At 73.8% G+C, this 24,671-nt stretch carries 19 protein-coding genes; 10 read left to right on the top strand and 9 right to left on the bottom strand.

Annotation, left to right across the window (positions count from 1 at the left end):
• Nucleotides 1-12 precede the first annotated feature (12 nt).
• Both ligA and GD748_RS16045 read right to left on the bottom strand, forming a co-directional pair.
• Nucleotides 13-2,334, bottom strand: coding sequence for an NAD-dependent DNA ligase LigA (gene ligA, locus GD748_RS16040; RefSeq protein WP_226921539.1), 2,322 nt, complete (start codon nt 2,332-2,334; stop codon nt 13-15).
• 159 nt (nt 2,335-2,493) lie between these two features.
• A complete protein-coding gene (locus tag GD748_RS16045; RefSeq protein ID WP_226921469.1) occupies nt 2,494-3,126 on the bottom strand; it encodes a MarR family winged helix-turn-helix transcriptional regulator in 633 nt (210 codons plus the stop codon).
• A gap of 86 nt (nt 3,127-3,212) precedes the next feature.
• On the opposite strand from GD748_RS16045, the gene GD748_RS16050 reads away from it, so the two are divergent.
• The 3 genes from GD748_RS16050 (at nt 3,213) to GD748_RS16060 (ending at nt 6,533) form a co-directional block, all read left to right on the top strand.
• Nucleotides 3,213-5,093 (top strand): ABC transporter ATP-binding protein, encoded by a 1,881-nt coding sequence (locus tag GD748_RS16050; protein WP_405002692.1) that lies wholly within the window; start codon nt 3,213-3,215, stop codon nt 5,091-5,093.
• A 35-nt stretch (nt 5,094-5,128) separates the two neighbouring features.
• Complete coding sequence (locus tag GD748_RS16055; RefSeq protein ID WP_152196260.1) at nt 5,129-5,884, top strand: SOS response-associated peptidase; 756 nt, start codon at nt 5,129-5,131, stop codon at nt 5,882-5,884.
• 112 nt (nt 5,885-5,996) lie between these two features.
• The gene (locus tag GD748_RS16060) at nt 5,997-6,533 is read left to right on the top strand and encodes a dihydrofolate reductase family protein (RefSeq protein ID WP_152196261.1); all 537 of its coding nucleotides are present in this window, start codon (nt 5,997-5,999) and stop codon (nt 6,531-6,533) included.
• A gap of 101 nt (nt 6,534-6,634) precedes the next feature.
• Here the strand turns inward: GD748_RS16060 and ehuA are convergent, their stop codons facing one another.
• The 4 genes from ehuA to GD748_RS16080 are packed head-to-tail and all read right to left on the bottom strand — an operon-like array spanning nt 6,635 to nt 9,744.
• Nucleotides 6,635-7,438, bottom strand: a complete 804-nt coding sequence (ehuA, locus tag GD748_RS16065; RefSeq protein WP_152196262.1) for an ectoine/hydroxyectoine ABC transporter ATP-binding protein EhuA — start codon at nt 7,436-7,438, stop codon at nt 6,635-6,637.
• On the bottom strand, nt 7,425-8,078 hold the full coding sequence (gene ehuD / locus GD748_RS16070) for an ectoine/hydroxyectoine ABC transporter permease subunit EhuD (protein ID WP_152196263.1): 654 nt from the start codon (nt 8,076-8,078) through the stop codon (nt 7,425-7,427). The genes ehuA and ehuD overlap by 14 nt, the downstream gene beginning before the upstream one ends.
• On the bottom strand, nt 8,078-8,800 hold the full coding sequence (gene ehuC, locus GD748_RS16075) for an ectoine/hydroxyectoine ABC transporter permease subunit EhuC (RefSeq protein WP_152196264.1): 723 nt from the start codon (nt 8,798-8,800) through the stop codon (nt 8,078-8,080). Before ehuC ends, ehuD begins: the two co-directional genes overlap by 1 nt.
• A gap of 11 nt (nt 8,801-8,811) precedes the next feature.
• Nucleotides 8,812-9,744, bottom strand: a complete 933-nt coding sequence (locus tag GD748_RS16080) for a transporter substrate-binding domain-containing protein (protein ID WP_405002693.1) — start codon at nt 9,742-9,744, stop codon at nt 8,812-8,814.
• A 415-nt stretch (nt 9,745-10,159) separates the two neighbouring features.
• Here GD748_RS16080 and GD748_RS16085 point away from each other — a divergent pair, with 415 nt between their 5' ends.
• The 5 genes from GD748_RS16085 (at nt 10,160) to GD748_RS16105 (ending at nt 19,790) form a co-directional block, all read left to right on the top strand.
• Complete coding sequence (locus GD748_RS16085) at nt 10,160-11,683, top strand: sensor histidine kinase (protein ID WP_226921471.1); 1,524 nt, start codon at nt 10,160-10,162, stop codon at nt 11,681-11,683.
• Nucleotides 11,680-12,378, top strand: coding sequence for a response regulator (locus GD748_RS16090; protein ID WP_152196266.1), 699 nt, complete (start codon nt 11,680-11,682; stop codon nt 12,376-12,378). Before GD748_RS16085 ends, GD748_RS16090 begins: the two co-directional genes overlap by 4 nt.
• A gap of 483 nt (nt 12,379-12,861) precedes the next feature.
• Nucleotides 12,862-13,617 carry an ABC transporter ATP-binding protein gene (locus tag GD748_RS16095; protein WP_152196267.1) on the top strand — a complete coding sequence of 252 codons (756 nt, stop codon included), beginning with the start codon at nt 12,862-12,864 and terminating at the stop codon, nt 13,615-13,617.
• A complete protein-coding gene (locus tag GD748_RS16100) occupies nt 13,614-16,172 on the top strand; it encodes an ABC transporter permease (protein WP_152196268.1) in 2,559 nt (852 codons plus the stop codon). The genes GD748_RS16095 and GD748_RS16100 overlap by 4 nt, the downstream gene beginning before the upstream one ends.
• A gap of 87 nt (nt 16,173-16,259) precedes the next feature.
• Nucleotides 16,260-19,790, top strand: a complete 3,531-nt coding sequence (locus GD748_RS16105) for an FtsK/SpoIIIE domain-containing protein (protein ID WP_152196269.1) — start codon at nt 16,260-16,262, stop codon at nt 19,788-19,790.
• A 3-nt stretch (nt 19,791-19,793) separates the two neighbouring features.
• Here GD748_RS16105 and GD748_RS16110 read toward each other — a convergent pair whose 3' ends face one another.
• Complete coding sequence (locus GD748_RS16110) at nt 19,794-20,240, bottom strand: hypothetical protein (RefSeq protein WP_152196270.1); 447 nt, start codon at nt 20,238-20,240, stop codon at nt 19,794-19,796.
• 214 nt (nt 20,241-20,454) lie between these two features.
• On the opposite strand from GD748_RS16110, the gene GD748_RS16115 reads away from it, so the two are divergent.
• The gene (locus GD748_RS16115; protein WP_123913725.1) at nt 20,455-20,703 is read left to right on the top strand and encodes a WhiB family transcriptional regulator; all 249 of its coding nucleotides are present in this window, start codon (nt 20,455-20,457) and stop codon (nt 20,701-20,703) included.
• Nucleotides 20,704-20,954: 251 nt separating this feature from the next.
• Here the strand turns inward: GD748_RS16115 and GD748_RS16120 are convergent, their stop codons facing one another.
• The gene (locus GD748_RS16120; RefSeq protein ID WP_405002697.1) at nt 20,955-22,400 is read right to left on the bottom strand and encodes a sensor histidine kinase; all 1,446 of its coding nucleotides are present in this window, start codon (nt 22,398-22,400) and stop codon (nt 20,955-20,957) included.
• A gap of 118 nt (nt 22,401-22,518) precedes the next feature.
• On the opposite strand from GD748_RS16120, the gene GD748_RS16125 reads away from it, so the two are divergent.
• On the top strand, nt 22,519-23,016 hold the full coding sequence (locus GD748_RS16125; RefSeq protein WP_152196272.1) for a DUF2505 domain-containing protein: 498 nt from the start codon (nt 22,519-22,521) through the stop codon (nt 23,014-23,016).
• Between the two features lie 131 nt (nt 23,017-23,147).
• On the opposite strand, the gene GD748_RS16130 is transcribed toward GD748_RS16125, so the two are convergent.
• Nucleotides 23,148-24,584, bottom strand: a complete 1,437-nt coding sequence (locus GD748_RS16130; RefSeq protein WP_226921473.1) for a glucose-6-phosphate dehydrogenase — start codon at nt 24,582-24,584, stop codon at nt 23,148-23,150.
• Between the last annotated feature and the right edge of the window lie 87 nt (nt 24,585-24,671).

The following is a 24,671-nucleotide window of genomic DNA, read 5'->3' on the forward strand; positions in this document are numbered from 1 at the left end:
CGCCTCGGACCGTCAGGTCTGGACCACCTCGGCGGCAGCCTCCGGGCCCCCCTCCAGCAGGGTCACGAAGCCGGCCTCGTCCAGGATGGGCCGCCCGAGATCGCGCGCCTTGGCCTCCTTCGTGCCGGCGTTCTCGCCGACGACGACGAAGTCGGTCTTCTTCGACACCGACCCGGCCGCCTTGCCGCCACGGGCGATGATCGCCTCCTTGGCGGAGTCCCGCGTGAAGGTCTCCAGCGATCCGGTCACCACCACGGTCAGGCCCTCGAGGGTGCGCACGAGCGACTCGTCGCGCTCGTCGGCCGTACGCACTCCCGCGGCCGCCCACCGCCGCAGGATCTCCTGGTGCCAGTCCACGGCGAACCACTCCGCCAGGGCCTCGGCGATGACGGGACCGACGCCGTCGACCGAGGCCAGGGCCTCGGGCGTGGCTGCCTGGATCGCGTCGAGGGAGCCGAGCTCGGTGGCCAGCGCACGGGCCGCGGTGGGGCCGACGTGCCGGATCGACAGGGCGACCAGCACCCGCCACAGCGGCTGTGCCTTGGACTTGTCCAGCTCGGCGAGCATCCGCTCGGTGTTGGCGGCGGGCTTCGACGCCCGCTCGAGGGTCCCGTCCTTCTTGCGGGCCGGCGTCGTCCAGAAGAACAGCCGCTGCTCCCACCGTCCGGTGCCCACACCGTCCTTCCTGATCTCGCGCCAGACGCGCACGTCGGCCAGATCCTCGGCGGTGAGCTCGAAGAGACCAGCCTCCGTGGTGAGGACCGGCAGCTGGCGCGGCGGGAGGTCCGCCTCGGCGGCGGCGAGCGCGGCGCCGTCGTGCGGGTCCTCCCCCGCTGCCCGGGCGCGCGCGGCAGCAGCCAGCTCGCGACCGGCCTCCGGGTCCGTGAGGGCGAGGGCTGCCTCGCCCCCGAGCGCCTCGACGTCCAGCGCCCCGCGCGAGGCGACGTGCGCGACGCGTTCGGTGAGCTGGGCGGGGCAGGAGCGGGCGTTGGGGCAGCGCAGGTCGACGTCGCCCTCCTTGGCCGGGGCCAGCCGGGTACCGCAGGACGGGCAGTCCTCCGGCATGACGAACTCGCGCTCGGTGCCGTCGCGCAGGTCCACCACCGGGGCGACGATCTCGGGGATGACGTCGCCGGCCTTGCGCAGCACGACGGTGTCCCCGACGAGCACGCCCTTGCGGCGCACCTCGTTGGCGTTGTGCAGCGTCGCCTGCGCCACCGTGGAGCCGGCGACGAGGACCGGCTCCATCACGCCGTAGGGGGTGACCCGCCCGGTACGGCCGACCTGCACCCGGATGTCGAGGAGCTTGGTGTTGACCTCCTCGGGCGGGTACTTGTAGGCGGCGGCCCACCGAGGGGCGCGCGAGGTGGAGCCCATCTGGCGCTGCAGCGCGAAGTCGTCGACCTTGATGACGATGCCGTCGATCTCGTGCTCGACGGCGTGCCGGTGCTCGCCGTAGTGGGCGATCATCGCCTCGACGTCCGCCTCGGACCGCACGACCCGGGTGTGGCTGGAGACGGGCACGCCCCACGCCTGGAGCTGGTCGTACAGGTCCGCCTGCGAGCGCCAGGTCTCCGGCCGTGGGCGGCCCGCCCAGTCCACCGCGCCGACGCCGTGGGCGATCATGTCGAGCGCCCGGGACGCGGTGACCCTCGGGTCCTTCTGCCGCAGGGAGCCCGCGGCGGAGTTGCGCGGGTTGGCGAAGGGCGCCTTGCCGGCGGCGACCAAGGACTCGTTGAGCTCGGCGAAGGCGGCCACCGGGAAGAACACCTCGCCGCGGATCTCGATGCTCGCGGGATGGTCGGTGCCGGCAAGCTGCTGAGGGATCGTGCCGATGGTGCGCACGTTGAGCGTGACGTCCTCGCCCGTGCGGCCGTCCCCGCGCGTCGCGGCCCGCACGAGACGGCCGTCCTCGTAGAGGAGGTTGACGGCGAGCCCGTCGATCTTGAGCTCGCAGGTCATGGCGACGTCGGTGCGTCCGGCCTCGGCGTGCACCCGGGCGGCCCACTCGCGCAGCTCCTCGAGCGAGAACACGTCGTCGAGGCTCATCATCTGCTGGCGGTGCTCGACCGTGGCGAAGTCGGTGGAGTACGTCCCGCCGACGCGCTGGGTGGGTGACTCGGGCACGCGGAGATCGGGGTGGGACGCCTCCAGCGCCTCGAGCTCGCGCAGCAGGGCGTCGTACTCGGCGTCCGAGATCGTCGGGGCGTCGCGGACGTAGTAGGCGAACTGGGCGGCGTCGAGGGTCTCGGCCAGCTCGGTCCACCGCTGGCGCGCGTCGGCGTCCGCCGCCTCGGGGACCTCGACGACGGCACCCTCGGGGTCGGTCGGGATCTCGGCAGCCGCCTCGGCCGGGTGCTCGGCGACAGGGTTCTCGGCAGTCACGCCCCCATGATGACGCACGGTAGTGACACCGGCGCGTCCCGACCCGGCGGGTCTACCGCTCGTCGCCGGCAGGCCCGGGACCGGCCCGCGCCTCCCGACCCGGCGGGTCTACCGCTCGTCGCCCGCAGGCCCCGGGACCGGCCCGCGCCTCCCGTGGGGCCGGCCGGCAGCGCCGTGACCGCGTTCGTGGTCGCGGTGGCGCTCGTGATCGTGGGCGTGGTCGTGGTCAGCACCGCCTCGTCCGTCGCCGCGGCCCACGCCACCGCGGCGGCCGTCGTGGCCTCGGTGGTGCTCCTGGACCAGGCGCCCGAGCAGCGTGGCGAGGGTCTGCCGTTCGCCCGCGTCGAGCGGGGACAGATAGCGCTCGGCAGCCTCGACCCGGGCGTGCTCCACGGCGGCCCGGACCCGCAGGCCCTCGGGAGTCGGCTCCACGACCACGGCTCGACGGTCGGTCGGGCTGGGTGAGCGTCGCACCAGGCCCTTGGACTCCAGGGCGTCGACAACCTCGGTGGCCGAGCGTGGCGCGATCCGCAGCACGTCGGCGACGTCGGCCAGCCGCGGCGCCTGCTCGCGGGCACACACGACCCGCAGCGCCCGCGACTGGTGCAGCGACAGGTCCCACGGCGCGATCGCCTCGGCCCAGAGCCGGCGCAGCGCACGCCCCGCATGGAGCAGCAGATCGGTCGGCTCGCGGTCGGCGGGCTGCGGCGTGTCGTGGGGCGGGGACGTGTCGTCGGGCACAACACCAGCGTACCTGTAGATGTAAAGCCTCATTGTGAGGTAACCTCACCATCGTGAACCTCTGAACAAGAATTGAGGTGATGTCCGTGAGTGACGTCATCATCGGGCCGCACGGCGGCCCCCGCGGCGGCGGTCCGGCTCGCAAGGACCCCAAGGACCTCGTCCAGCTCGAGTCCCACCCCGTCAGCCTGCGCCGCATCGGCGCCCTCTTCCGTCCCTACGGCGGACGTCTCGCCGTCGTCGTCGCCCTCATCGTGGCGGCATCGGCGATCGGCCTGGCGACGCCGTTCCTCACCCGCCGCCTCATCGACGAGGCGATCCCCCACCAGGACGTGCCGCTGCTGCTGTGGCTGGTCGGCGGCATGCTCGCCGTCACGGTGATCGGCTCGGTCCTCGGCGTCTTCCAGACCTGGCTGTCCACGACCGTCGGGCAGAGCGTCATGCACCGCCTGCGCACGCAGGTGTTCACCCACCTGCAGCGCCAGTCGCTCGACTTCTTCACCCGCACGCGCGGGGGCGAGGTCCAGTCGAGGCTCACCCACGACATCGGCGCGATGCAGTCCGTCGTCACGACGGCGGCGACCTCCATCGCCTCGAACGTCACCACCGCCGTCGGGACCGCCGTCGCGATGGCCGCGCTGAGCTGGCGGCTCTCCCTGCTGTCGCTCGTCGTCCTGCCCCCGGCCATCTGGCTGACCCGCAAGGTCGCGCTCATGCGCCGCGCGGTCACCGCCCGCCGCCAGCGGGCCCTGGCCGACCTGCACGGGCAGGTGGAGGAGTCGCTCTCGGTCAGCGGCGTGCTGCTCGGAAAGACGATGGGCGCCGGCCCGGCGCTGTCCCAGCGGTTCGACCGGGGCTCCGCGGACCTGCTCGACCTCGAGGTCCGCGCCGAGCTCGCCGGCCGGTGGCGGATGGCGACCATGAGCGTCGTCTTCGCCGCCATCCCCGCCCTCATCTACCTCGCCGCGGGTCTGCCCGCCACCTCGGGCGGGATGACGATCGGCACGCTCGTCGCCTTCACCGCGCTGCAGGCGGCGCTCTTCCGTCCGCTCATGGGCGTGCTCAACGTCGGCGTCCAGGTGACGAGCTCGCTGGCGCTGTTCAGCCGGGTCTTCGAGTACCTCGACCTCCCGGTCGAGATCGCCGACCCTGCGGACCCGGTGGACCTCGACCCGAGCACGGTCGCCGGCACCGTCCGGCTCGACGGCGTCGGCCTCACCTACCCCGGAGGCGAGCGTCCGGCGCTGGCCGACGTCGACCTGGTCGTCCCCGCCGGCAGCAGCCTCGCCCTGGTCGGGGCGACCGGCTCGGGCAAGAGCACCCTCGCGTCCCTGGTGGCACGCCTGCACGACCCGACGACGGGCGCCGTGAGCATCGACGGCGTCGACCTGCGCGACCTCCGGCTGGAGACGGTGGCCGGCATCGTCGGGATCGTCTCCCAGGAGACCTACCTCGTCCACGCCACGGTGCGGGAGAACCTGCGCTACGCCAGGCCGGACGCCACGGACGCCGAGATCGAGCGGGCCGCGCGCACCGCGCAGGTCCACGACCTCATCGTCTCCCTCCCGCAGGGCTACGACACCGTCGTGGGGGCCCGGGGCCACCGCTTCTCGGGCGGGGAGAAGCAGCGGATCGCCATCGCCCGCACGCTCCTGCGCGACCCGCGCGTCCTCGTCCTGGACGAGGCGACGTCCGCGCTGGACACCCGGACCGAGCGCAGCGTGCAGGCCGCGCTCGACGTCGTCAGCCGCGGCCGGACGACGATCACCATCGCGCACCGCCTCTCCACCGTGCGCGACGCGGACCTCATCGCCGTCCTCGACGGCGGCCGCGTCGTCGAGGTGGGCGACCACGCCACGCTCGCCGGGGCCGGCGGGAGGTACGCGGACCTGCTTGCCGCGGCGCTGCGCGAGCCGGCCGACGCCGACCGGTCCGGGCCCGGGAGGGCTGCTCAGCTGGTGGCGTGACGGGACCTGTGGGCGGCTGGTGGCAGGCTGGAGCCATGTGCGGTCGATATGCCTCCTTCCGCCAGGCACAGGACCTGGCCGACATCTTCGACGTCTCCGTCGTGGCCGACGAGGCGGCCGACGTCCCGCCCTCCTGGAACGTGGCCCCGACCGACGGCGTGCGGGTGGTCCTCGAGCGGTCCGTGCCCGCTGCGGAGGACGCGCCGCAGCCGGAGGAGGTCGGCGCGGTGCGCCGGGAGCTCCACGTGGCGCGCTGGGGCCTCGTGCCGCACTGGGCGAAGGACCTCTCGGTCGGGGCGCGGATGATCAACGCGCGGGTGGAGTCGGTCGCGAAGAAGTCCGCGTTCGCGACGCCGCTGCGGACCAAGCGCTGCATCGTGCCGGCCGACGGCTACTACGAGTGGCAGAAGCCGGACCCCGCCGCCGGCGGTGGGACCAAGACGCCGTACTTCATCCGGACCGAGGACTCCTCCCCGCTCGCCTTCGCCGGCCTGTACGCCTGGTGGCGTGACCCGGCCCGACACGACGAGGCCGACGCCGCCCCGTGGCTGCTCACCTGCACGATCCTGACCACCGCCGCCGCCGGACCGATGACCGAGCTCCACGACCGCGTGCCGGTGGTCCTGCGTCCCGACGCGGTCGACCACTGGCTCGACCGTTCTGTCACGAATGCGGACGAGGCCCTGGCGGCGCTGTCCGAGCCGGCACCGCGGCTGGCGTGGCACGAGGTGTCCACCACGGTCAACTCCGTGCGCAACAACGGGCCGCAGCTGATCGAGCCGGCGAGCTGATCGAGCCCGCGAGCTGATCGAGCCGGCGAGCTGATCGGACCGTCCGCGCCGCCGGCGCTCGACGGCGGTAAACCCTCGACAGAGGCGCCCGCCGCACGGTGAGGTGGGAGGCATGCGAACCCAGTACTACACCGCGTCCAGCGTCGACGGATTCATCGCCGACCCCGACAACTCGCTCGACTGGCTCCTCACCCGCGACATCGACGAGAAGGGGCCGATGAGCTATCCCTCGTTCATCGCCGACGTCGGTGCGGTCGCGATGGGCGCGACGACCTACGAGTGGCTCCTCGAGCACGAGCTCTCGAAGGAGGGCGCGACGTGGCCCTACACCATGCCGTCCTGGGTCTTCACGCACCGGGACCTGCCGGGCGGGCCCGGCGCGGACATCACCTTCACGAGCGACGACGTCCGCGACGTCCACCGGCGGATGTCCGAGGCCGCGGCCGGCAAGAACCTCTGGGTCGTGGGCGGCGGCGACCTCGCCGGCCAGTTCGCCGACTTGGGACTGCTCGACGAGCTGTTCGTGCAGTACGCCCCGGTGACCCTCGGGGGCGGGGCACCGCTGCTGCCGCGACGGATCGAGCTGAGGCTGGAGGAGGTCGCGCGCAACCGTGACTTCACGTGCGCCCGGTACACAGTGGTGCGCTGAGCGAGCCGCACCACCGAGGCGCTGGGGCGCCACCGGATCCGGTGGCGCCCCAGCGCCCGACGGCGCGACGCCGCAGCGGCGTCGCCCTTGCGTGTCGCTGGCTACAGGACGGCCTGGAGGAAGTCCTTGGTGCGCTGCTGCTTGGGGTCGGAGAACATCACGTCGGGCGACGCCTCCTCGATGATCCGGCCGCCGTCGAACATCAGCACCCGGTTGGAGACCTCGGCGGCGAACTGCATCTCGTGCGTGACGATCAGCATGGTGATGTCCGTGTTGCGGGCGATGTCGCGCAGCACGGTCAGCACCTCCCCGACCAGCTCGGGGTCGAGCGCCGAGGTGACCTCGTCCAGCAGCAGGATTTCCGGGTCCATCGCGAGCGCCCGCGCGATGGCCACCCGCTGCTGCTGACCGCCGGAGAGCCGGGTGGGGTGGGCGTCGGCCTTGTCCCCGAGGCCGACCAGGTCGAGCAGCTCGCGAGCCCGGCGGTCGGCCTCCTCCTTGGACTTCCCGAGCACGTGCACTGGCGCCTCGGTGATGTTCTCCAGGACCGACATGTTCGGGAAGAGGTTGAACTGCTGGAAGACCATCCCGATCATCGTGGTCATCTTCGCGACGTCCTTGGGCCTGCGCTCGACCCGCCTGCCGTCGCGCAGCTCGTGCGTGAGCGGCTTGCCGTCGACGTAGATGAAGCCGCCGGTGAGCTCCTCCAGCGTCATGACCAGACGCAGGATCGTCGTCTTCCCCGAGCCGGAGGGGCCGATGAGCGTGACGCGCTCACCCTTCCGCACGTCGAAGTTCAGGTCGTTGAGCACGACGTTCTCGCCGAACTTCTTGACGACGTTCTCGAAACGCAGGGCAGGCACGTCGGTGCCGCCCGGCACGGTCTCGTTCTCAGTATCGGGCAAGGCGGTGTTCCAATCTGCGCAGCAGGACGGACGTGGGGTAGCTGGCGGCGAGGAAGATCAGACCCGCCAGGGTGATGGCCTCGGTGTAGACGAACGTGCGTGCGCCGTACTCCTCCGCCCGGGTGAGCATCTCGACGACGAAGATCACCGTGAGGAACGGGGTGTCCTTGAACATCGAGATCACCCACGTGCCCAGCGCCGGCACCGTGGTGCGCAGCGCCTGCGGGATGATCACCTTCCGCCAGGTCCGGGACTTCGACATCGACAGCGCCGTGGTGGCCTCCCACTGCCCCTTCGGCACGGCGTCGATGCCGGAGCGGTACACCTCGGCCATGTAGGCGGCGTAGTGGATGCCCAGCACGGTGATGCCGATGGTGAGGCCCTCGAACGCCGAGAAGGTGTAGTAGGCGAAGAGCAGCTGGATGACCAACGGGGTCATCCGGATGAACTCCATCACCCAGTGCAGCGGCTTGGCGATCCAGACCGGTGCGAGTCGGCGGACCATCGCCACGATCAGGCCGAGCACGGCGGCGATGATCGAGCCGACGACCGTGGCCAGCAGGGTCACCTGCAGGAACGTCTCGATGAGCTGCGGGAAGACCTCGCCCGCTCGCTCCCAGCTCCAGATGTCGTTACCCATCAGGCCACCTCCCCGGCATGGGCGGTGGGCGCCTTCGCCTCGAACCGGCCGCGCTTCGGGGGCGCCTGCCCCAGCCGGCGCTTGGCCCGGATCTCGAGCGCGTTGGCGATCAGCACGAGGCAGTACGCGATGAGGAAGTAGATGACCATCCCGACGCCGTAGGAGAAGAACGTGTCGTTGGTGGCCTGGCGCAGCCGCTCGGTCACGAAGGTCAGGTCGTGCATGAGGATGATGTAGGCGACGGCGGTGCCCTTCAGCAGCATGACGAGCAGGTTGCTCAGGGACGGGATCATGATCGCCCAGGCCTGCGGCCAGATGATCTTGACCATCGTGCGGGCCGGGCTCATGCTCAGCGCGGTCGTGGCCTCCCACTGGCCCTTGGGCACGGAGTTGATCGCCCCGCGCACCACCTCGGCACCGTAGGCGCCGTAGTTGAGGCCCAGCGCGAGCACACCGCAGAACAGCGAGCTCAGCTGGACCCCGAAGAGGGGCAGCACGTAGAAGAGCCAGAACAGCTGCACGAGCAGCGAGGTTCCGCGGAAGAACTCGATCAGGACCCGGGCCGCGCCGCGGACGACCATCAGACGGCTACGGGCCGACAGACCGAGCACCACCGCGATGACGAAGGCGAGCACGCCGCCGCCGAGCGTGAGCTGCAGGGTGACCAGCACCCCTTCGCCCAGGCTCGGCAGCCGCGCGATCAGTGCGTCGATATTGTCCATGGACTAGAGGGTCAGCCCAGGTCGCCGGCGCAGAGCTGCTCGGTGGTCAGGTCACCGGTGGGGCGCTCCTCGGCCGTGAAGCCGAAGTCACCCACGACCTCGAGGTAGGTGGCCTCGTCCCCCACGATCTTCGCGAGCTCCTCGTTGTAGGCGTCGCGCAGGTCGGTGTCGGCGTCGCGGAAGACCGTGCCGCCGGCCCCCACCTGCTCCTCGCCGTCGATGACCGCCACGAAGGACTCGGTCACCTCGACCGGGGCGTCGGGGTTGTTGTCGGCCATCCAGTTCAGGGAGATGCCGGTGAGGGCGAAGACGTCCGCACGGCCGTTGACGACGGCGTCCATCCCGTCCTGCGGGTTGCCGACCTGCAGGGTCTCGAGCCCCAGGGAGTCGGCGTAGGTCGACTCGATGGCGCCGGTCATGGCGGCCATCTGGACCCCGTCGGCGTCGGCGATGGACTGCATGTCGGACAGACCGAGCGGGTTCCCCTCCTCGACCATGAGCGCAGTGGTGTACATGAACTCCGGGTCGGAGAAGGAGGCCTGCTCGCAGCGCTCGGGCAGGATCGACATCCCCGCGGCGATGACGTCGAAGCGTCCGGCGTTGAGGCCCTGGATCAGCTGGCCGAACTCGGCCTGCTGCCCCTCGACGTTGTCGATGCCGAGCTCTCCCCAGATCCGCTCGTGCAGGGCGACGGTCGCGCCGGTGAGCTCCCCGCCCTCCTGGAAGCTGTACGGCGCCTCGCCGGCGAAGCCGACGGTGATGGTGCCGTCCTCCTGGAGCTGCTCGAGGGTGAGGACGTCGCCGGCCTCTCCGCCCCCGGTGGCGCCGCCGTCGGCGCCGGTGTCGTCGCCGTCGTCGGAGCTGCCGCAGGCGGCGAGCCCCAGGGCGAGGGCGCCCGCCAGCGAGGCGATCGCGGCCTTGCGGCGTGAGGTGGTTGTCATCATGGTCCCTTCGGTTGGACGAGGCAGAGCCTCCCGGCGGCTGCCGCTCCCCCGGGGCGCGCAGCACCGGACGGGTCACCCCGAGTGGTCATGGTGCTCAGTCACGCTATGGACCCTTGCGACGGGCCACAACCTCTGTGTTCCGGCCCGCCCGTCACCGGTCGCCGCCCACCGTTGCAGGCGGAAACCGTTGCCACACCACCGTTCCCGCCGTGTGGGCAGGCGTGCGGATGTGAACCACATCATAGCGATTTGACAAGAGTTTCGTTATCCAGCCGAGACCTTCTAGGCGATTCCTTGACCGAATGATGAGACTTCGCTGAGCCTCGTCCGTCCCACCGTGGCATGACTGCCGGTCGCGGGCACCTCAGCCCGGAGGCTGATCCGCGCCGGCCCGGCACTCCTTACGCTGGGAACCATGGGAGCGATCGAGGGCCTGCGCGCGCGCCTTCGCGACCCCGCGACCCGGGTGCGGACGGTCGACTCGCTGGTCGCCGTCGTGCTCGTCTTCCTCCTCGGCGCACCGAGCATGGCGAACGCGCACGCGTACAGCTACGGCACCACGTTCGCCCCGACGGTCGCGGGCGTCTGCGCCGTCGTCATGTGCGGCGCGCTGGCCTGGCGACGGACCCGCCCCGCCGCGTCCGCGGCCACCGTGTACGCCGCGGCCCTGCTGCACCTCGTCCTGGGTGCGCCCCTGCTGCCCACCGACGTGCTCGTGCTGGTGGCCCTGTACTCGGTCACCATCTACGCGCCGCGCTGGGCGCGGCGAGCCGGCCTGCTCGGCGCTCTGACCGGGGCGCTGCTGATCGGCGTGATGGTGTCCGGTCCCTGGTCCGGCGACTTCTCCTGGCTCAGCTTCGCCTCGGGCACCCTCGCCGTGGCGGGCATCGTCTTCGCGACCTGGGCCCTGGCGATCGCGCGGCGCAGCCGCATCGAGCGGATGGATGCGCTGGTCGAGCGCGCGCACCGGCTCGAGGTCGAGCGCGACCAGCAGGTGCAGATCGCGACGGCGGCCGAGCGCACCCGCATCGCCCGCGAGATGCACGACGTCGTCGCCCACTCGCTCTCGGTCGTGATCGCCCAGGCGGACGGCGGCCGCTACGCCGCCCGGACCGATCCCGCGGCGGCCGAGCGCGCGCTGGAGACCATCGCCGGGATGGGACGCGACGCCCTGGCGGACATGCGGCGCATCCTCGGGGTCCTGCGCACCGCGGGCGGCGCCCCCGCGGAGCACCAGCCGCAGCCCGACGACGCGGACCTCGACGCGCTGGTCGAGCAGGTCCGCGCGACCGGGCTGGCGGTGTCCCTCGTGCGGACCGGCAGCCCCCAGCCGCTGCCGCCCGGCGCCGGTCTCAGCGTCTACCGGATCGTGCAGGAGGCGCTGACGAACGTGCTCAAGCACGCCGGCCCGGACGCGCGGGTCACCGTGGTGCAGCAGTGGCGTCCTGACGGCCTCGTCCTGCAGGTCGACGACGACGGCCGCGGCGCCGCCGCCACCTCCGACGGTCTGGGGCAGGGGGTCGTCGGGATGCGCGAGCGCGCCACGCTCTTCGGCGGCACCGTGACCACCGGCCCGCGCCCCGGTGGCGGCTACCGTGTGCTGGCCGAGATCCCGCTGCCGGGCACCGCCTCCGCCAGCCAGGGTGCGGCGTCCGCACGTGTGGCTGCCGCACCCGCGCCGCCCCGGGATGCCGCGACCGCATACACGGCAGGAGTCCCGGTGCCGCCCCGGGATTCCGCGTCCGCACCCGAGGTTGCCCCGCCCGCGCCGACCCCTGGCGCCGCGTCTGCACCCGCGGCTGGCCTCCCCGCGCCGGGCGCCGAGGCCGCCTCCGGGCACACCGCCGTCGACCCACGTGACCCCGCACGATCCGCCGTCGTCCCACCTGACCCCGCACGACCCGCCGGCCACAGCCGGCCCGACCAAGGACATCGATGAGCCAGGCCGAGCCGTCCACCTCCCCCATCCGCGTCGCTCTCGTCGACGACCAGCAGCTGGTCCGTGCCGGCTTCGCCATGGTCATCGGGTCCCAGCCGGACATGGACGTCGTCATCGAGGCCGGCGACGGCGCCCAGGCCCTGCGGCTGCTCGGCTCGCACGACGTCGACGTCGTCCTGATGGACGTGCGCATGCCCACCATGGACGGTCTGGACGCCACCGCCCGGCTCACCTCGGGCGCCGCACCCACTGGCTCGGCCCCGCGGGTCATCATCCTGACGACCTTCGACCTCGACGAGTACGTGCTCCAGGCGATCAAGGCGGGCGCGAGCGGCTTCCTGCTCAAGGACGCCCCGCCGGAGGAGATGCTCGCCGCCATCCGCACGGTCCACCGGGGCGACGCCGTCATCGCCCCGTCGTCGACCCGTCGGCTGATCGAGCACCTCGCCGGTGTGCTGCCCGACGAGCAGAAGGCCTCCCCCGCAGTCCTGGAGTCCCTCACCGACCGCGAGCGCGAGGTGCTGGTGCTCATGGCACGGGGCCGGTCGAACACCGAGATCGGCGCCGACCTCTTCGTCGCCGAGGCGACCGTGAAGACCCACGTCGGGCGAGTGCTGGCCAAGCTCGGCGCCCGCGACCGGGTCCAGGCCGTCGTCGTCGCCTACGAAACCGGCCTGGTCACCCCGGGTTCGTGAGCTCCAGCGCGCGTCGACCCGCCACCGCCGCGGCCACCGAACGACACCTTCCGCACCACCGTGCGCGCCGAGACCCCACCGCTTCGTGCCACTCGACGAACCCACGCGCCGAACGACACCTTCCGCACCACCCTGCGCGCCGAAACCCCACCACTACGTGCCACTCGACGAGCACCCGCGCCGAACGACACCTTCCACACCACCCCGCGCGCCGAAACCCCACCACTACGTGCCACTCGACGAACCCACGCGCCGAACGACACCTTCCACACCCCTCCGCGCGCCGAAACCCCACCACTTCGTGCCACTGGGCGAGGACGGCGCCGTCGGGAGGAGCTGCGAGGGCCGAGGTCCACCTGCGGGATGACTGAAGGACCAGCCCGGGGCCCGACGACTGCCCGGGCGCTCGTCCGTAGCGTCGAAGGTGCCGGGACACGCCCGGCCGCGGCGCCTCGCCGCGCGGCAGTCGACCGCAGGAGCACCATGAGTCCCACGAACCCGCCAGCAGCCGTCACGGCCGTCGGTCTGAGCAAGGTCTACGGCAGCGGCGACGTCGCCGTCCACGCGCTGCGCGGGGTGGACGTCTCCTTCGCCGCCGGCCGCTTCACCGCGATCATGGGCCCGTCCGGCTCGGGCAAGTCCACCCTGATGCACCTGCTCGCCGGCCTGGACGAGGCCAGCTCCGGCCGCGTGCTGCTGGGCGAGACCGATCTGAGCCAGCTCGACGACAAGCGCCTGACGCTGCTGCGCCGCGAGCGGGTCGGCTTCGTCTTCCAGTCCTTCAACCTCCTGCCGATGTACACCGCCGAGCAGAACATCACCCTGCCCTGCGAGCTGGCCGGCACCGCCGTCGACCGCGCCTGGTTCGACGAGCTCGTCGGCATCCTCGGGCTCACCGAGCGCCTGGGCCACCGTCCGTCCGAGCTGTCCGGCGGGCAGCAGCAGCGCGTCGCGATCGCCCGGGCGCTGATCACCCGACCCGACGTGGTCTTCGCCGACGAGCCCACCGGCAACCTCGACTCCCGCGCGGGCGCCGAGGTCCTGTCCTTCCTGCGCACCTGCGTGCGCGAGCTCGGCCAGACCATCGTGATGGTCACCCACGACCCCGCGGCCGCCGCCTATGCCGAGCGCGTGGTGCTGCTCGCCGACGGCACCCTCGCCGGCGAGATCTCCGACCCCACGCCCGACTCCGTCCTGGCCGGGCTCGACGCCCTGCGCGGCGCGGAGGTGGCACGTTGATCCGCCTCACCTGGGCGCAGACGCGCCGCTCGGCCGGGCGGCTCGCCGCCGCCGCGGTCGCCATCGTCGTCGGGACGGCGTTCGTCGCCGCCACCCTCCTCGCCGGCTCCCTCATCAAGGACGCCACGTACGGTGCGGTCACCGCGTCTCTCGGTGACGCCGACGTCATCGTCCGCCCGGCCGGCACGGAGCTGACGCCGGAGGTGGTCTCCGGGCTCGACTCCCTCGACGGCGTGAGCGCCGCCGAGGGCATGGTCCAGGTCTACGGTCAGGTGCGCGCAGGCGGCACCCAGGACTCCGCCCTGCTCACCCCGGTGGCCGCCTCGGCGGAGCTCGACCCCTACGAGTGGGTCTCCGGCGACGCACCCGCGGACGATGGCGAGCTCGCCCTCACCGAGTCCGCCGCCGAGCGCCTCGGCGTCGCCCCGGGCGACGAGGTGCGCGTCGAGCGCGACGTGCTCACCACCGACGACGAGTGGGTCACACGGGGCGTGGACCTCGTCCTGTCCGGCACCGTCGCGGACCCGCCGGCCATCGTCGCCCCGTTCTCCACGGTGCTGGTCTCCCGTGCGAACGTCGAGACGTGGGCCGCCGAGCTCCGGCCGGACGCCACCGTCACCTACGAGTCGGTGCTCGTCGCCGCTGCCGACGGCACCGCTCCGGACGCGCTCGCCGACACGCTCCGCTCCGCCGTGCCGGACACGCTCGTGCGCACCGCGGAGGAGGAGGCGCTCGCCCGGACCGAGGAGCTCACCGGGTCGACCGAGTCCCTGACGGCGCTCGTGCTCGGCTTCGGATGCGTGGCGATGTTCGTCGCCGCCATCGTCATCGCCAACACGTTCCAGGTGCTCGTCGCCCAACGTGCCCGCACGCTCGCGCTCCTGCGCTGCGTCGGGGCCACCAAGGCACAGGTGCACCGCTCGGTCCTCCTCGAGGCCGCGGCGCTCGGCCTGCTCGCCTCGCTCGCGGGCCTCGCCGCCGGCCTCGGACTGGGTCAGGTCGCCCTGTGGTTCCTCCAGAGCGCCGATCTGGGCATCGCGCTCCCGGCCGCGATCAGCCCGACGCCGGCCGTGGTCGCCGTGCCGCTGCTGACCGGCACGGCCGTCACCCTGCTGGCCGCCCTCGGCCCGGCCCGCGCGGCCACCCGGGTCGCGCCGGTCAGCGCGCTGCGGCCGGCGGCCGACCCCGGCACGCGGGCCGGCGGCGGACGCCTGCGCCGCTGGAGCGCCGTCGTGCTGACCGTGACCGGCGCCGCGATGCTGGCCGGCGCGGTCGGCGCGGCCCTCCTCACCGACGACTCAGACATGGTGGTCATGCTCGCCCTCGCTGTCGGCATCCTCGGCGGGATGCTCTCCTTCGCGGGCGTCATGGTCGGCGCGGTCTTCGTCGTGCCGCAGGCCGTGCGCGCCGTCGGGGCGGCTGCCGCGGCGGTCTCCCGCCGGGCACGTGCCACGGTCGGGCTCGCCACGGTCAACGCCCGGCGCAACCCGCGGCGCACGTCGGCGACGGCCACCGCGCTGGTCATCGGCGTCGCGCTCGTGACGATGATGGCCACCGGCGCGGGCAGCGCACGGGCGAGCCTCGACGCCACGCTCGACTCCACCTTCCCGGTCGACGTCATGGTCGGCACCGGGGACCAGGCGCTCACGGCCGCCCAGATCTCCGCGGTAGGTGACGTGGACGGCGTCGCCGAGGCGGTCGCGGTGCGCCGGACGCACGCAACGGTCGGCGACGGCGGCTCCGCGGTCGAGGCCGCCGTGGTGGGTCTCGACCCCGCCGGCCGGGAGGTCCTCCGCGACGCCGCCCTCGTCGCCGGCCTCGGCGACGACACGGTGGTCATCGGTGCGGACCTGGCCGAGGCCACCGGCACGGCGGACGGCGAGCGCGTGCCGGTCGCGGGCGTGGACGGCTCGACGGAGCTGACCGTGCGGGTGCTGCCCGACGGCGGCTGGACGAGCGTGGTCACGCCGGCGACGACGGCGATCCTGGACCAGGACGCCGCCGTCACGCAGGTGTGGGCCCGGCTGGCCGCCGACGCCCCCGCCGGTGCCACGATCCAGGCGGTCCAGGACGCGGTGGCAGAGGTCAGCGACTCGGCGGCTCCCTTCGTGACCGGCGCCGCCGTCGAGCGGGAGGGGTACACCCAGATCATCGACACGCTGCTCGCGATCGTGATCGGGCTGCTCGGCGTGGCCGTGGTCATCGCGCTCATCGGGGTGGCCAACACGCTGTCCCTGTCCGTGATCGAGCGCCGGCACGAGCACGCCCTGCTCCGGGCGGTGGGGATGACCCGCGGACAGCTGCGCGGGACGCTCGTGGTCGAGGGGCTGCTCATCGCCGCCGTCGGCACCGGGCTCGGGATGGTGCTCGGCCTGCTGTACGGCTGGGCGGGCAGCGCCGTCCTGCTCGGCGGCACCGGCGGGCTCGCCCTGGTCGTGCCGTGGCCCCACCTCGGCGCGGTGGCCGTCGTCGCGCTGGTCGCCGGCCTCGCCGCGTCGGTGCTGCCGGCCCGGTCCGCGGTGCGCACGCCGCCGGTGGCCGCGCTCGCCGCCTGACGTCCGAACGCCCCTGTGGACGGCCACTGACCCCGGGCCGTCCACAGGGTCGCTGCAGCCGGGGAGCGCCGGCGCCAGCCTGGACCGGTGCGCACAGCTCCCGAGCGGGCCGCCGGGCCGGCGGCGCCACCGGCCCCCGGCCCGGTCACGACGACCACACCCGCCGACGACGCCCCGGGCCCGCCGGACGCACACGAGGCCCTGCGCACGGCGTGGCACCTCGCCGTCGTCGCCGGGCCCGAGACCGGGTGGTGCCTCCCGCTGGGACGTGCGGCCGAGGTCGGTCGCGGCGTCGGCGACCTGGCCCTGAGCGACCCGCGGGTGTCCCGCCGTCACCTGCGGGTGCGCACGCGCCGGGACCGCGTCCAGGTCCGCGACACCGGCTCGGCCAACGGCACCCGATGGATCCCGCCGGGGCGGCGTCCCGCCCGCGCGAGCCGCCGGCGACGGCCCGGACGCCGGGCCCGGCGTCTGCGCCCGCACCGCTGGCGGGAGATCCCGGCCGGCGGCCGGCTGCGGATCGGGACCACCGTGCTGGAGGTGCGCGCGCGACCGCTCCGGCCCGTCTCTCCACCGCCCGCCGGCCCGACGGACGCAGCAGGCACCGCACGGCACCGCCCCGACCTGCTTCGGGTCGCCCTGCCCCTGCTGATGTCCCTGACGATGGTGCCCCTGCTGCTCGGCGCCGGCGCGGGGCCGTGGCGGTGGGCGCTGCTGGCCCTGCCGCTGCTCGTCGTGGCAGTGGCGATCACCTCCGCGGTCCGGGGGGCCGCGCCCGCAGACGTCGAGGCCGCCGTCGCCGACCCCGCTGCGCTGGTGCTCACGGCGGCCGCCGGAGCGGCCGCCGCCCCGCCCGCCGAGACCCTGCGCGTCACCGTCGCCCCGCCGGAGGAGGGACGGCCGCGGCGGCCACCACGACGGCGACCCCGCCAGGAACCGGCACCCACCGTCCTGGACCTGGCCGACGGCGAGCACGTCGCCCTCCTTGGCAGCCGGACGGCGGTGCTCGGGGCCGCCCGCTGGATCGTCTGCCAGCTCGCGACGTGGCACGCTCCACCAGACCTCGTCCTGGACCTGCCCCCGGCCTGGCGGTGGGCCGCCACGCTGCCGCACCGCGACGGCGAGCACGTCACCGCCCCTGGCCGGCGGGTCGGCGTCCGCCCGGCCTGGTCCCCCGAGCACGAGCCCGTGCCGCAGCACGTCCCGGGGAGCAGCCTCGTCGTCCTCGCCGAACGCATGGACCAGGTCCCCGCCTGGTGCACGCGGGTCGTCCGGGTGCCCGGGCGCGCCGGTGCGGTCGGAGTCGCCTGGGCACGTGAGGTCGTCCGGCTGCTCGCCGCGGCGGCGCCCGGGCCGACGGGTGCGCAGCTGCCGCAGGAGGTCCGTCTCGCCGACCTCGTCGGCGGGCCGGACCGGGTCCTACCGGAGTGGGCGGCCGCGCACGGCGGGCTGGCCGCGCCGCTCGGCGTGACCGCCGACGGTGTCCTCGAGCTCGACCTCGTGGCCGACGGACCGCACGCGCTGGTGGCGGGCACGACCGGCTCGGGCAAGTCCGAGCTGCTGCGTGCCTGGCTGCTCGGCCTCGCGCTGCGGTACGCGCCCACGGCGCTGCAGCTCGTGCTGGTCGACTACAAGGGCGGCGCGACCTTCACCGGGCTCGCGCCGCTGCCGCACACCGCCGGCGTCCTCACCGACCTCGACCCCGCGGGGACGGACCGTGCTCTCACGAGCCTGCGGGCCGAGGTCCGCCGCCGCGAGCGCCTGCTGGCGGACGTCGGGGCCGCCGACCTCGCGAGCTTCCGCCGCCTCAGGCCGGACGAGGTGCTCCCGCGGCTGCTGCTGGTGGTCGACGAGTTCCAGGCGCTCGGCGAGACCCACCCGGACGTGCTGCAGGCGCTCGTCCGGCTCGCCGCCCAGGGGCGCTCGCTCGGCATCCACCTGGTCCTGGCCACCCAGCGGCCGGGCGGCTCGGTCGGGCCGGACGTCCGGGCCAACCTGACCGTACGGATCTGCCTCCGGGTCCTCGAGGCGCCCGACTCACAGGACGTGGTCGGCACTGCCGCGGCCGCCGACCTGCCCGCGCTGCCCGGCCGCGCACTGGTGCGCACCGACCGGCTGCGCGCCGTGCAGACCCCGTGGTGCGGCGCGGACGGCTGGGCCGGCGATGTCGTCGAGGCCACCCGCCGCGCGTGGCTCGTCGAGGCCCGTGGGCCGGTGCCCGGACGGCCGTGGGCACCCGAGCTGCCGGACCGGGTCCGGCCCGCAGAGCTCGACGTCCCCGGCGCCGACCCGGGCGCCGGGCTGGCGCTCGGTCTCACCGACCTGCCGGCCGAGCAGCGCCTCGGCGTGTGGACGTGGGTGCCGGACGGGATGCTCGTGACCGGTGGGCCGGGGACCGGACGGACCGAGACGCTCCGGACGGTCGCCGTCGCCGGCCTCTCCGCCGGCCGCTGCGTGCACGTCGTCGCCGCCGAGCCTGCGCGCTTCGCCGACCTGCGGGGTCCGGGGCTGGGGACCGTCGTCGGGGCCGACGACCCCCGCCGGGCGGCCCGGCTGCTGGAGCTGCTGCGCACGAACCGCGAGGCCGGCACGACGCCGTCCCTGCTGCTCGTGGACGACGCCGAGGCCGTGGCGGAGCGGCTGGACCTGATGGGACCACCGGGCCACGGCACGGCGGTTCTCGGACAGCTGCTGCGCGACGCCCGCCGCGCGGGACTGGCACCGGTGCTGTCCGGACCGCCGTCGCTCGCCGGCGCGCGCTGGGTCGAGGGCGTGCGTACCCGGCTGGTGCTGGCACCGCGGGACGAGACCGAGGCGCTGCTCGCCGGCGTGCCCCGCGCCCTGGTGGCCGGACGCCCCGTTCCGGGGCGCGGGGTGCTGCTCGAGCCCGGCCGTGCGACGGTCGTGCAGGTGGCCGAGAGCAGCGCCGCCTGGCCGTCCGGTGCTGCGCAACCCTCCGGCGCCGGAGCAGCCGGAGCAGCCGGTGCAGCCGGGGCAGCCGGGGCCGACGGGACGGCGTCGGGGCCCCTGCGCCTGGCGCCGCTGCCCACCATGGTCCGCCTGCCGGACCTGCTCCACCGCGGCACACCCGTCGAGGACGGTGCCGTCGTCGTCGGGCTCGGTGGCGACGACGCCGGAGCCGTCCGGGCGTACCTCCGGCCCGGTGATGTCCTCCTCGTCGTGGGGCCGGCCGGGAGCGGCCGCAGCACCGTCCTCGCCGCGGTGCGTGAGCAGCTCGACGGCCGCCGGGTCGTCGAGGTCGCGCCGGCCGAGGATCCACGTCTTCCAGCCGGACCGGTCGTGCTGCTCCTCGACGACGTCGACCGCTGGCCGCTGCAGGCGATGGCCGCGCTCGAGGCGCTCGTCGTCTCCCGTGACGACCTCGCCGTGGTGGCGGCGGCCCGCACCGAGTCGGTGGCGGGCGCCTTCCGTGGCCCGCTGGCCACGTGGCGCACCGGCGCCACGCTGCTCGTGCTCCAGCCCGCCCACCCGGCCACGGCGCAGCTGGCGGAACCGGGGCTGGCGGCAGCCACGGACCCGACCCGACCGTTCCACCCCGGTCTGGGGGTGCTGCTCAGGCGCGGACGGGCGACCCCGGTGCAGGTAGCCGCCCCGTGAACGTCACACGACGGTGGTGGGCGCCCCGACGGCGGACGCGTGCTCACGCGACGAGGGCCACAGGACCCCGACGACCACGGCGAGCGACACCGCGACGACGAGCACCACCACCACGGCCGAGAGACTGCCGGCGAGGGTGAGCACGCTCGCGGCCTGCAGCACCTGCCAGGTCACCACCGGTCCGCGGCCCCACCGGCGGCCGCGCCACAGCGCCCGTGCGGCACCGCCGATGAGCAGCGCGAAGCCGACGAAGAACACCGCCAGGGCGAGCGGGCTCAGGGTGTCCGCCGTCGCACCCCGCACCACGTCCACCACGAAGGTGACCGCCATACCCACCAGGGCGGCGGACTCGAGGGCCACGAGCAGGCAGGCGACGAGCAGCGGCGGGGGCACCCGTCGGGAGGTCGGCTTCGCTGTCGGGACGGGCTCTTCGGCGGGAGGAACGGGCACGTCTGAAGGGTACGCAGGGTTCCGTACCGCGCGGCCCCGGCGGCCGCCCGGCTGTGACGAAGACCACTCCGGTAACCGGACCGTCATTTTCCCGAAACCTCTTGTCGTCCGTCCGGCCGCGTGCGAATCTTGTCCGAGCAGTTTGAACCCGAGCGTCCGGACCGCTGCTTCCCTCCATGACCTGGTGGTCCGACGCATGCGCTAAGGAGCCCCTATGGATTGGCGTCACCGCGCCTCCTGTCTGACCGAGGACCCCGAGCTGTTCTTCCCGATCGGCAACACCGGTCCGGCGCTCGTGCAGATCGAAGAGGCGAAGGCTGTCTGCCAGCGCTGCCCGGTCGTCGACACGTGCCTGAAGTGGGCTCTCGAGACCGGCCAGGACTCCGGCGTCTGGGGCGGGCTGAGCGAGGACGAGCGGCGTGCGCTCAAGCGCCGCACCGCTCGCGCCCGCCGCGCGGGCTGAACCAGAACCGAACTACGTACGACGCCGCCGGGAGACCGGCGGCGTCGTCGTTTCTCCGGCCGGCGCGGAGCCGGTCGCCCGGGCCGTTTCGCCGTCAGGCGCCGGTCCGTCGACCGCACGACGTAGGTCGCTGCCCCGGGCCGTTCGGCCGGTCGGGCGCAGGCCCGTCCACCGCACGACGTAGGTCGCCGCCCCGGGTCGTTCCGCCGGTCAGGCGCCGGTCTGTCCGCCGAACGACGTGACGGCCGAGGTCAGCCGACCTGGCGCGCCTCCCCCAGCAGCGCCCGCAGCACGACCTCCGTGCCGCCCTCGGGGACCCGCGTCCAGCTGATCGACCCGCGCAGCTCCCCGGTCACCAGGGTGTTGACGATCTGCGTGCCGAGACCGGCCAGCACCCGGCCCTCCTCGATGCCGGCACCGTCGTCGCGCACCCGCACCTCGAGCCGGGCGCCGGTGCGCCGGGCGTCGACCGTGACCGTGCCCGAGCGACCGGCCAGGCCGTGCTCGACGGCGTTGGCCACGAGCTCGGTCAGCACCACCGCCAGCGAGGTGGCCGCCTCCGCCCCGACCGCCCCGAACGTGCCGTCGACGACCGTGCGGACCGACGAGTCCGGGGAGGCGACGTCGCCGGCCAGTCGCAGCACCCGGCCGAAGACCTCGTCGAAGTCGACGACCTCGTCGATGTTCTGCGAGAGGGTCTCGTGCACGAGGGCGATCGTGGCGACCCGCCGCTCGGCCTCCTTGAGGGCGGCGCGCGCCTCGGGGATGTCGCTGCGCCGGGCCTGCAGCCGCAGCAGCGCCGAGACGGTCTGCAAGTTGTTCTTTACCCGGTGGTGGATCTCGCGGATCGTGGCGTCCTTGGTGATGAGCTCACGCTCGCGGCGGCGCACCTCGGAGACGTCGCGGCACAGCAGCAGCGCACCGCGCCGCTCCCCCCGGTCGGTCAGGGGCACCGCGCGCAGGGTCAGCGTCACGCCGCGCGACTCGACCTCCGTGCGCCAGGCCGCCCGCCCCATGACCACCACCGCCATGGTCTCCTCGACGGTCGTGTGGTCCTCGATGAGCTCGGTGACCACCTCCGCGAGCACCTGGCCCTTGAGCTCGCCGATGACCCCCAGCCGGTGGAAGTTGCTGAGGGCGTTCGGGCTGGCGTAGACCACCCGGCCGTCGGAGTCGAGCCGGACGAGGCCGTCGCCGACGCGTGGGGCGCCGCGTCGCGACCCGGTGGGCGCCCCCTGCTGGGGGAACTCGCCCCGGCTGATCATCCCGGACAGGACGTCGGCGATCTCGATGTAGGAGATCTCCAGGCGCGAGGGCACCCGCGACATCGGGAGGCTGACCTCGCGCGTGATCACGGCGATCACGTTGCCCTCGTGCACCACCGGCAGGACCACCTCCCGCACGGCGTCCGCCCCGCGCTGGACCGGGTCCGCGCGCACGTGGATGCCCCGGTCGGACATGGTCTGGCGCATGAGCTGGCGCCGCACCTCCGTGGGCCGCTGACCGACGATGTCCTCGTAGTGCACCGTCGCGGCCGTGGAGGGCCGGCTGTGCGCGGCGACGACGAAGCTGCCGTCCTGGGTGGGCAGCCACAGCACGAGGTCGGCGAAGGCGAGGTCGGCCACGACCTGCCAGTCTCCGACGAGCTGGTGCAGCCACTCGGCGTCGTGAGGATCGATCCCGGACTCGGCGATCATGTTGGCGAGGGTCGTGGGCACGGGCCAAGCGTAGGCGAGCGTCATCGGCCGAAGGCACGTCGATCCGCGCGCCGATACGCTGGCGCCGTCCTGCCGACCGTCGCACCCGGGAGCCCTCGTGCACTTCGCCGCCACCATCAGCTACCCCGCCGACGTCGAGACCGTCGCGGCGATGCTGGCCGACGAGGGGTTCGTCCGGCGCAAGATGGCGGCGGCCGGCGCCGAGGAGTCGGAGGTGGAGATCCACCACGAGGGCGGCTCCTTCACGGTCACCACCCGGGCGAAGATGCCGACGACGGCGGTGCCCGCGGCCTTCCGGTCCCTCGTCGGGGACTTCCTCGACGTACGGCTCGTCGAGGCCTGGGAGGCGCCGGACCCTGACGGCTCCCGCTCGTCCACGCTGGCCCTCGACATCCAGGGCGTACCGGTGCGCATCGCCGGCAGCCAGCGCCTCGAGCCGACGGCGACCGGCTGCACCGAGACCTACGAGGGCGAGGTCACGGCCAAGATCCCGCTCTTCGGGCGCCCGGTGGAGCAGGCGGCGGTGGACACGGTGGACAAGGTGGTCGCCGTCGAGCGGCGCCTCGGTCTGGAACACCTCGCGCGCAGCGAATGACGGCAAAGGCTGAGGCACCTGGTTCGCCGTTGAACCAGGAGCACCCACACCGTACCCGAACGTGACCCACACCACGGACGGTTCCGGTGCGCGGTCCCTGCCGGGGTATCGCGCCGGGGCGGCACGGACCTCTACCCGCCCAGCATCCACCGGTGCGGGACGGCGAGGCGGTCGGCCTCCTTCGGCCCCCAGGAGCCGGGTGCGTACGGCAGCGGGGTCGGCCGGTCCGGCCCCTGGAGCGGGGCGAACGCGGTGAACGCCGCGCGCAGCCCCTCGGCGGTCGTGAAGAGCGACCGGTCGCCGATCAGGGCGTCGTGGATCAGCGAGGCGTACGGGGAGATGGGCTCGCCACCGGGGACGTCGTCGAGCTCGAGAACCGCCTTGCCGGAGGAGTACGTCAGGTCCGGTCCCGGCGTCTTGACGGTGATGCCCAGCTGGATCTCGCCGTCGCCGGCGAAGCAGATCTCGATCGTGTTCGGGTCGGTCAGCTCGTTCGCGAGCGGTCCGTACGGCGGCTTCAGCACCAGCGTGATGCGCTGGGTCCTGCGCGCCATGCGCTTGCCGGTGCGCAGGAGGAACGGCACACCGCGCCACCGCTCGGTGTCCACCCACAGCCGCGCGGCGACGTAGGTGTCCTGGGTGGAGTCCGGCGCGACGCCGTCGATGTCGGTGTAGCCCTCGAACTGGCCCAGGACGACGTCCTCGGTCGGGTCCAGCGGCCGGAACGCGCGCAGGGCCGCCTCCCGGGCGGCGAGGACGCTCGTGGGGTCGCGCAGGTCGGCCGGCGGCTCCATGGCCACCTGGCCCGCCACCTGGAACAGGTGCGTGACGATCATGTCCAGCGCCGCCCCGGTGGCCTCGTAGAACGAGGCCCGGTTGGCGACGTCGAGGTCCTCGGGGACGTCGATCTGGACCTGCTCGATGCTGGCCCGGCTCCACTCCGAGCCGAAGAGCTGGTTGGCGAACCGCATGACGTAGATCGTCTGGACGCCCTCCTTGCCGAGGAAGTGGTCGATGCGGAAGACCTGCTCCTCGTCGAGCACCTCCTTGACGGCGCTGTCGAGGTCCTCGAAGGACTCGAGCGAGGTGCCGTACGGCTTCTCGAAGACGACTCGGGCGCCGTCGGCCAGGCCGTGGGCACCCAGCCCGCGCGCGATCGACTTGAACGCGCGCGGCGGCACGGCGAGGAAGAACAGCACGAGAGGTTCACCCCGGCCGCCCTCCGTGAGCTCGGCCCGGGCGCGCTCCAGCAGACCCGGCAGCTCGCCCGCGTCCTTCTCGTCGAACGCACCGCCGGCGTATCGCACCGAGGGGCTGAAGCTGGCCCAGTCGGACGGCACCCCCTTCTCGCTGCGCTCGAGGGAGGACCGGACCACCTCACGGAAGTGGTCGTCGTCGAACTCCTCGGTCGCGCAGCCGATGAGGCGCCACCGCTCCGGCATGAGGCCGCGGCCGTGCACCTCGGCCAGCGCCGGCAGCACCATCCGGCCGGCCAGGTCGCCGGTGGCCCCGAAGAGCACGATGATCACGGAGTCGGGGAGCGTGTGCGCGGCGGTCGTCTCGGTCACGGTGCCAACCTACGCGGCGCCACCTTCGGTCGCAGGCGGAGCCCGGCACCGGCGATTCCGGCACCGTCCCGGACACGCCTCCGCGCG

This window comes from Georgenia subflava, from assembly GCF_009193155.1.
Classification (GTDB): Bacteria; Actinomycetota; Actinomycetes; order Actinomycetales; family Actinomycetaceae; genus Georgenia; species Georgenia subflava.

Coding starts and splice junctions, on each gene's coding strand:
- GD748_RS16055 (WP_152196260.1), top strand. CDS start 5,129: ATGTGCGGTCGATATGCCTCCTTCCGCCAGGCACAGGACCTGGCCGAC.
- GD748_RS16060 (WP_152196261.1), top strand. CDS start 5,997: ATGCGAACCCAGTACTACACCGCGTCCAGCGTCGACGGATTCATCGCC.
- ehuD (WP_152196263.1), bottom strand. CDS start 8,078: ATGGGTAACGACATCTGGAGCTGGGAGCGAGCGGGCGAGGTCTTCCCG.
- ehuC (WP_152196264.1), bottom strand. CDS start 8,800: ATGGACAATATCGACGCACTGATCGCGCGGCTGCCGAGCCTGGGCGAA.
- GD748_RS16080 (WP_405002693.1), bottom strand. CDS start 9,744: ATGATGACAACCACCTCACGCCGCAAGGCCGCGATCGCCTCGCTGGCG.
- GD748_RS16085 (WP_226921471.1), top strand. CDS start 10,160: ATGGGAGCGATCGAGGGCCTGCGCGCGCGCCTTCGCGACCCCGCGACC.
- GD748_RS16090 (WP_152196266.1), top strand. CDS start 11,680: ATGAGCCAGGCCGAGCCGTCCACCTCCCCCATCCGCGTCGCTCTCGTC.
- GD748_RS16095 (WP_152196267.1), top strand. CDS start 12,862: ATGAGTCCCACGAACCCGCCAGCAGCCGTCACGGCCGTCGGTCTGAGC.
- GD748_RS16115 (WP_123913725.1), top strand. CDS start 20,455: ATGGATTGGCGTCACCGCGCCTCCTGTCTGACCGAGGACCCCGAGCTG.
- GD748_RS16120 (WP_405002697.1), bottom strand. CDS start 22,400: ATGATCGCCGAGTCCGGGATCGATCCTCACGACGCCGAGTGGCTGCAC.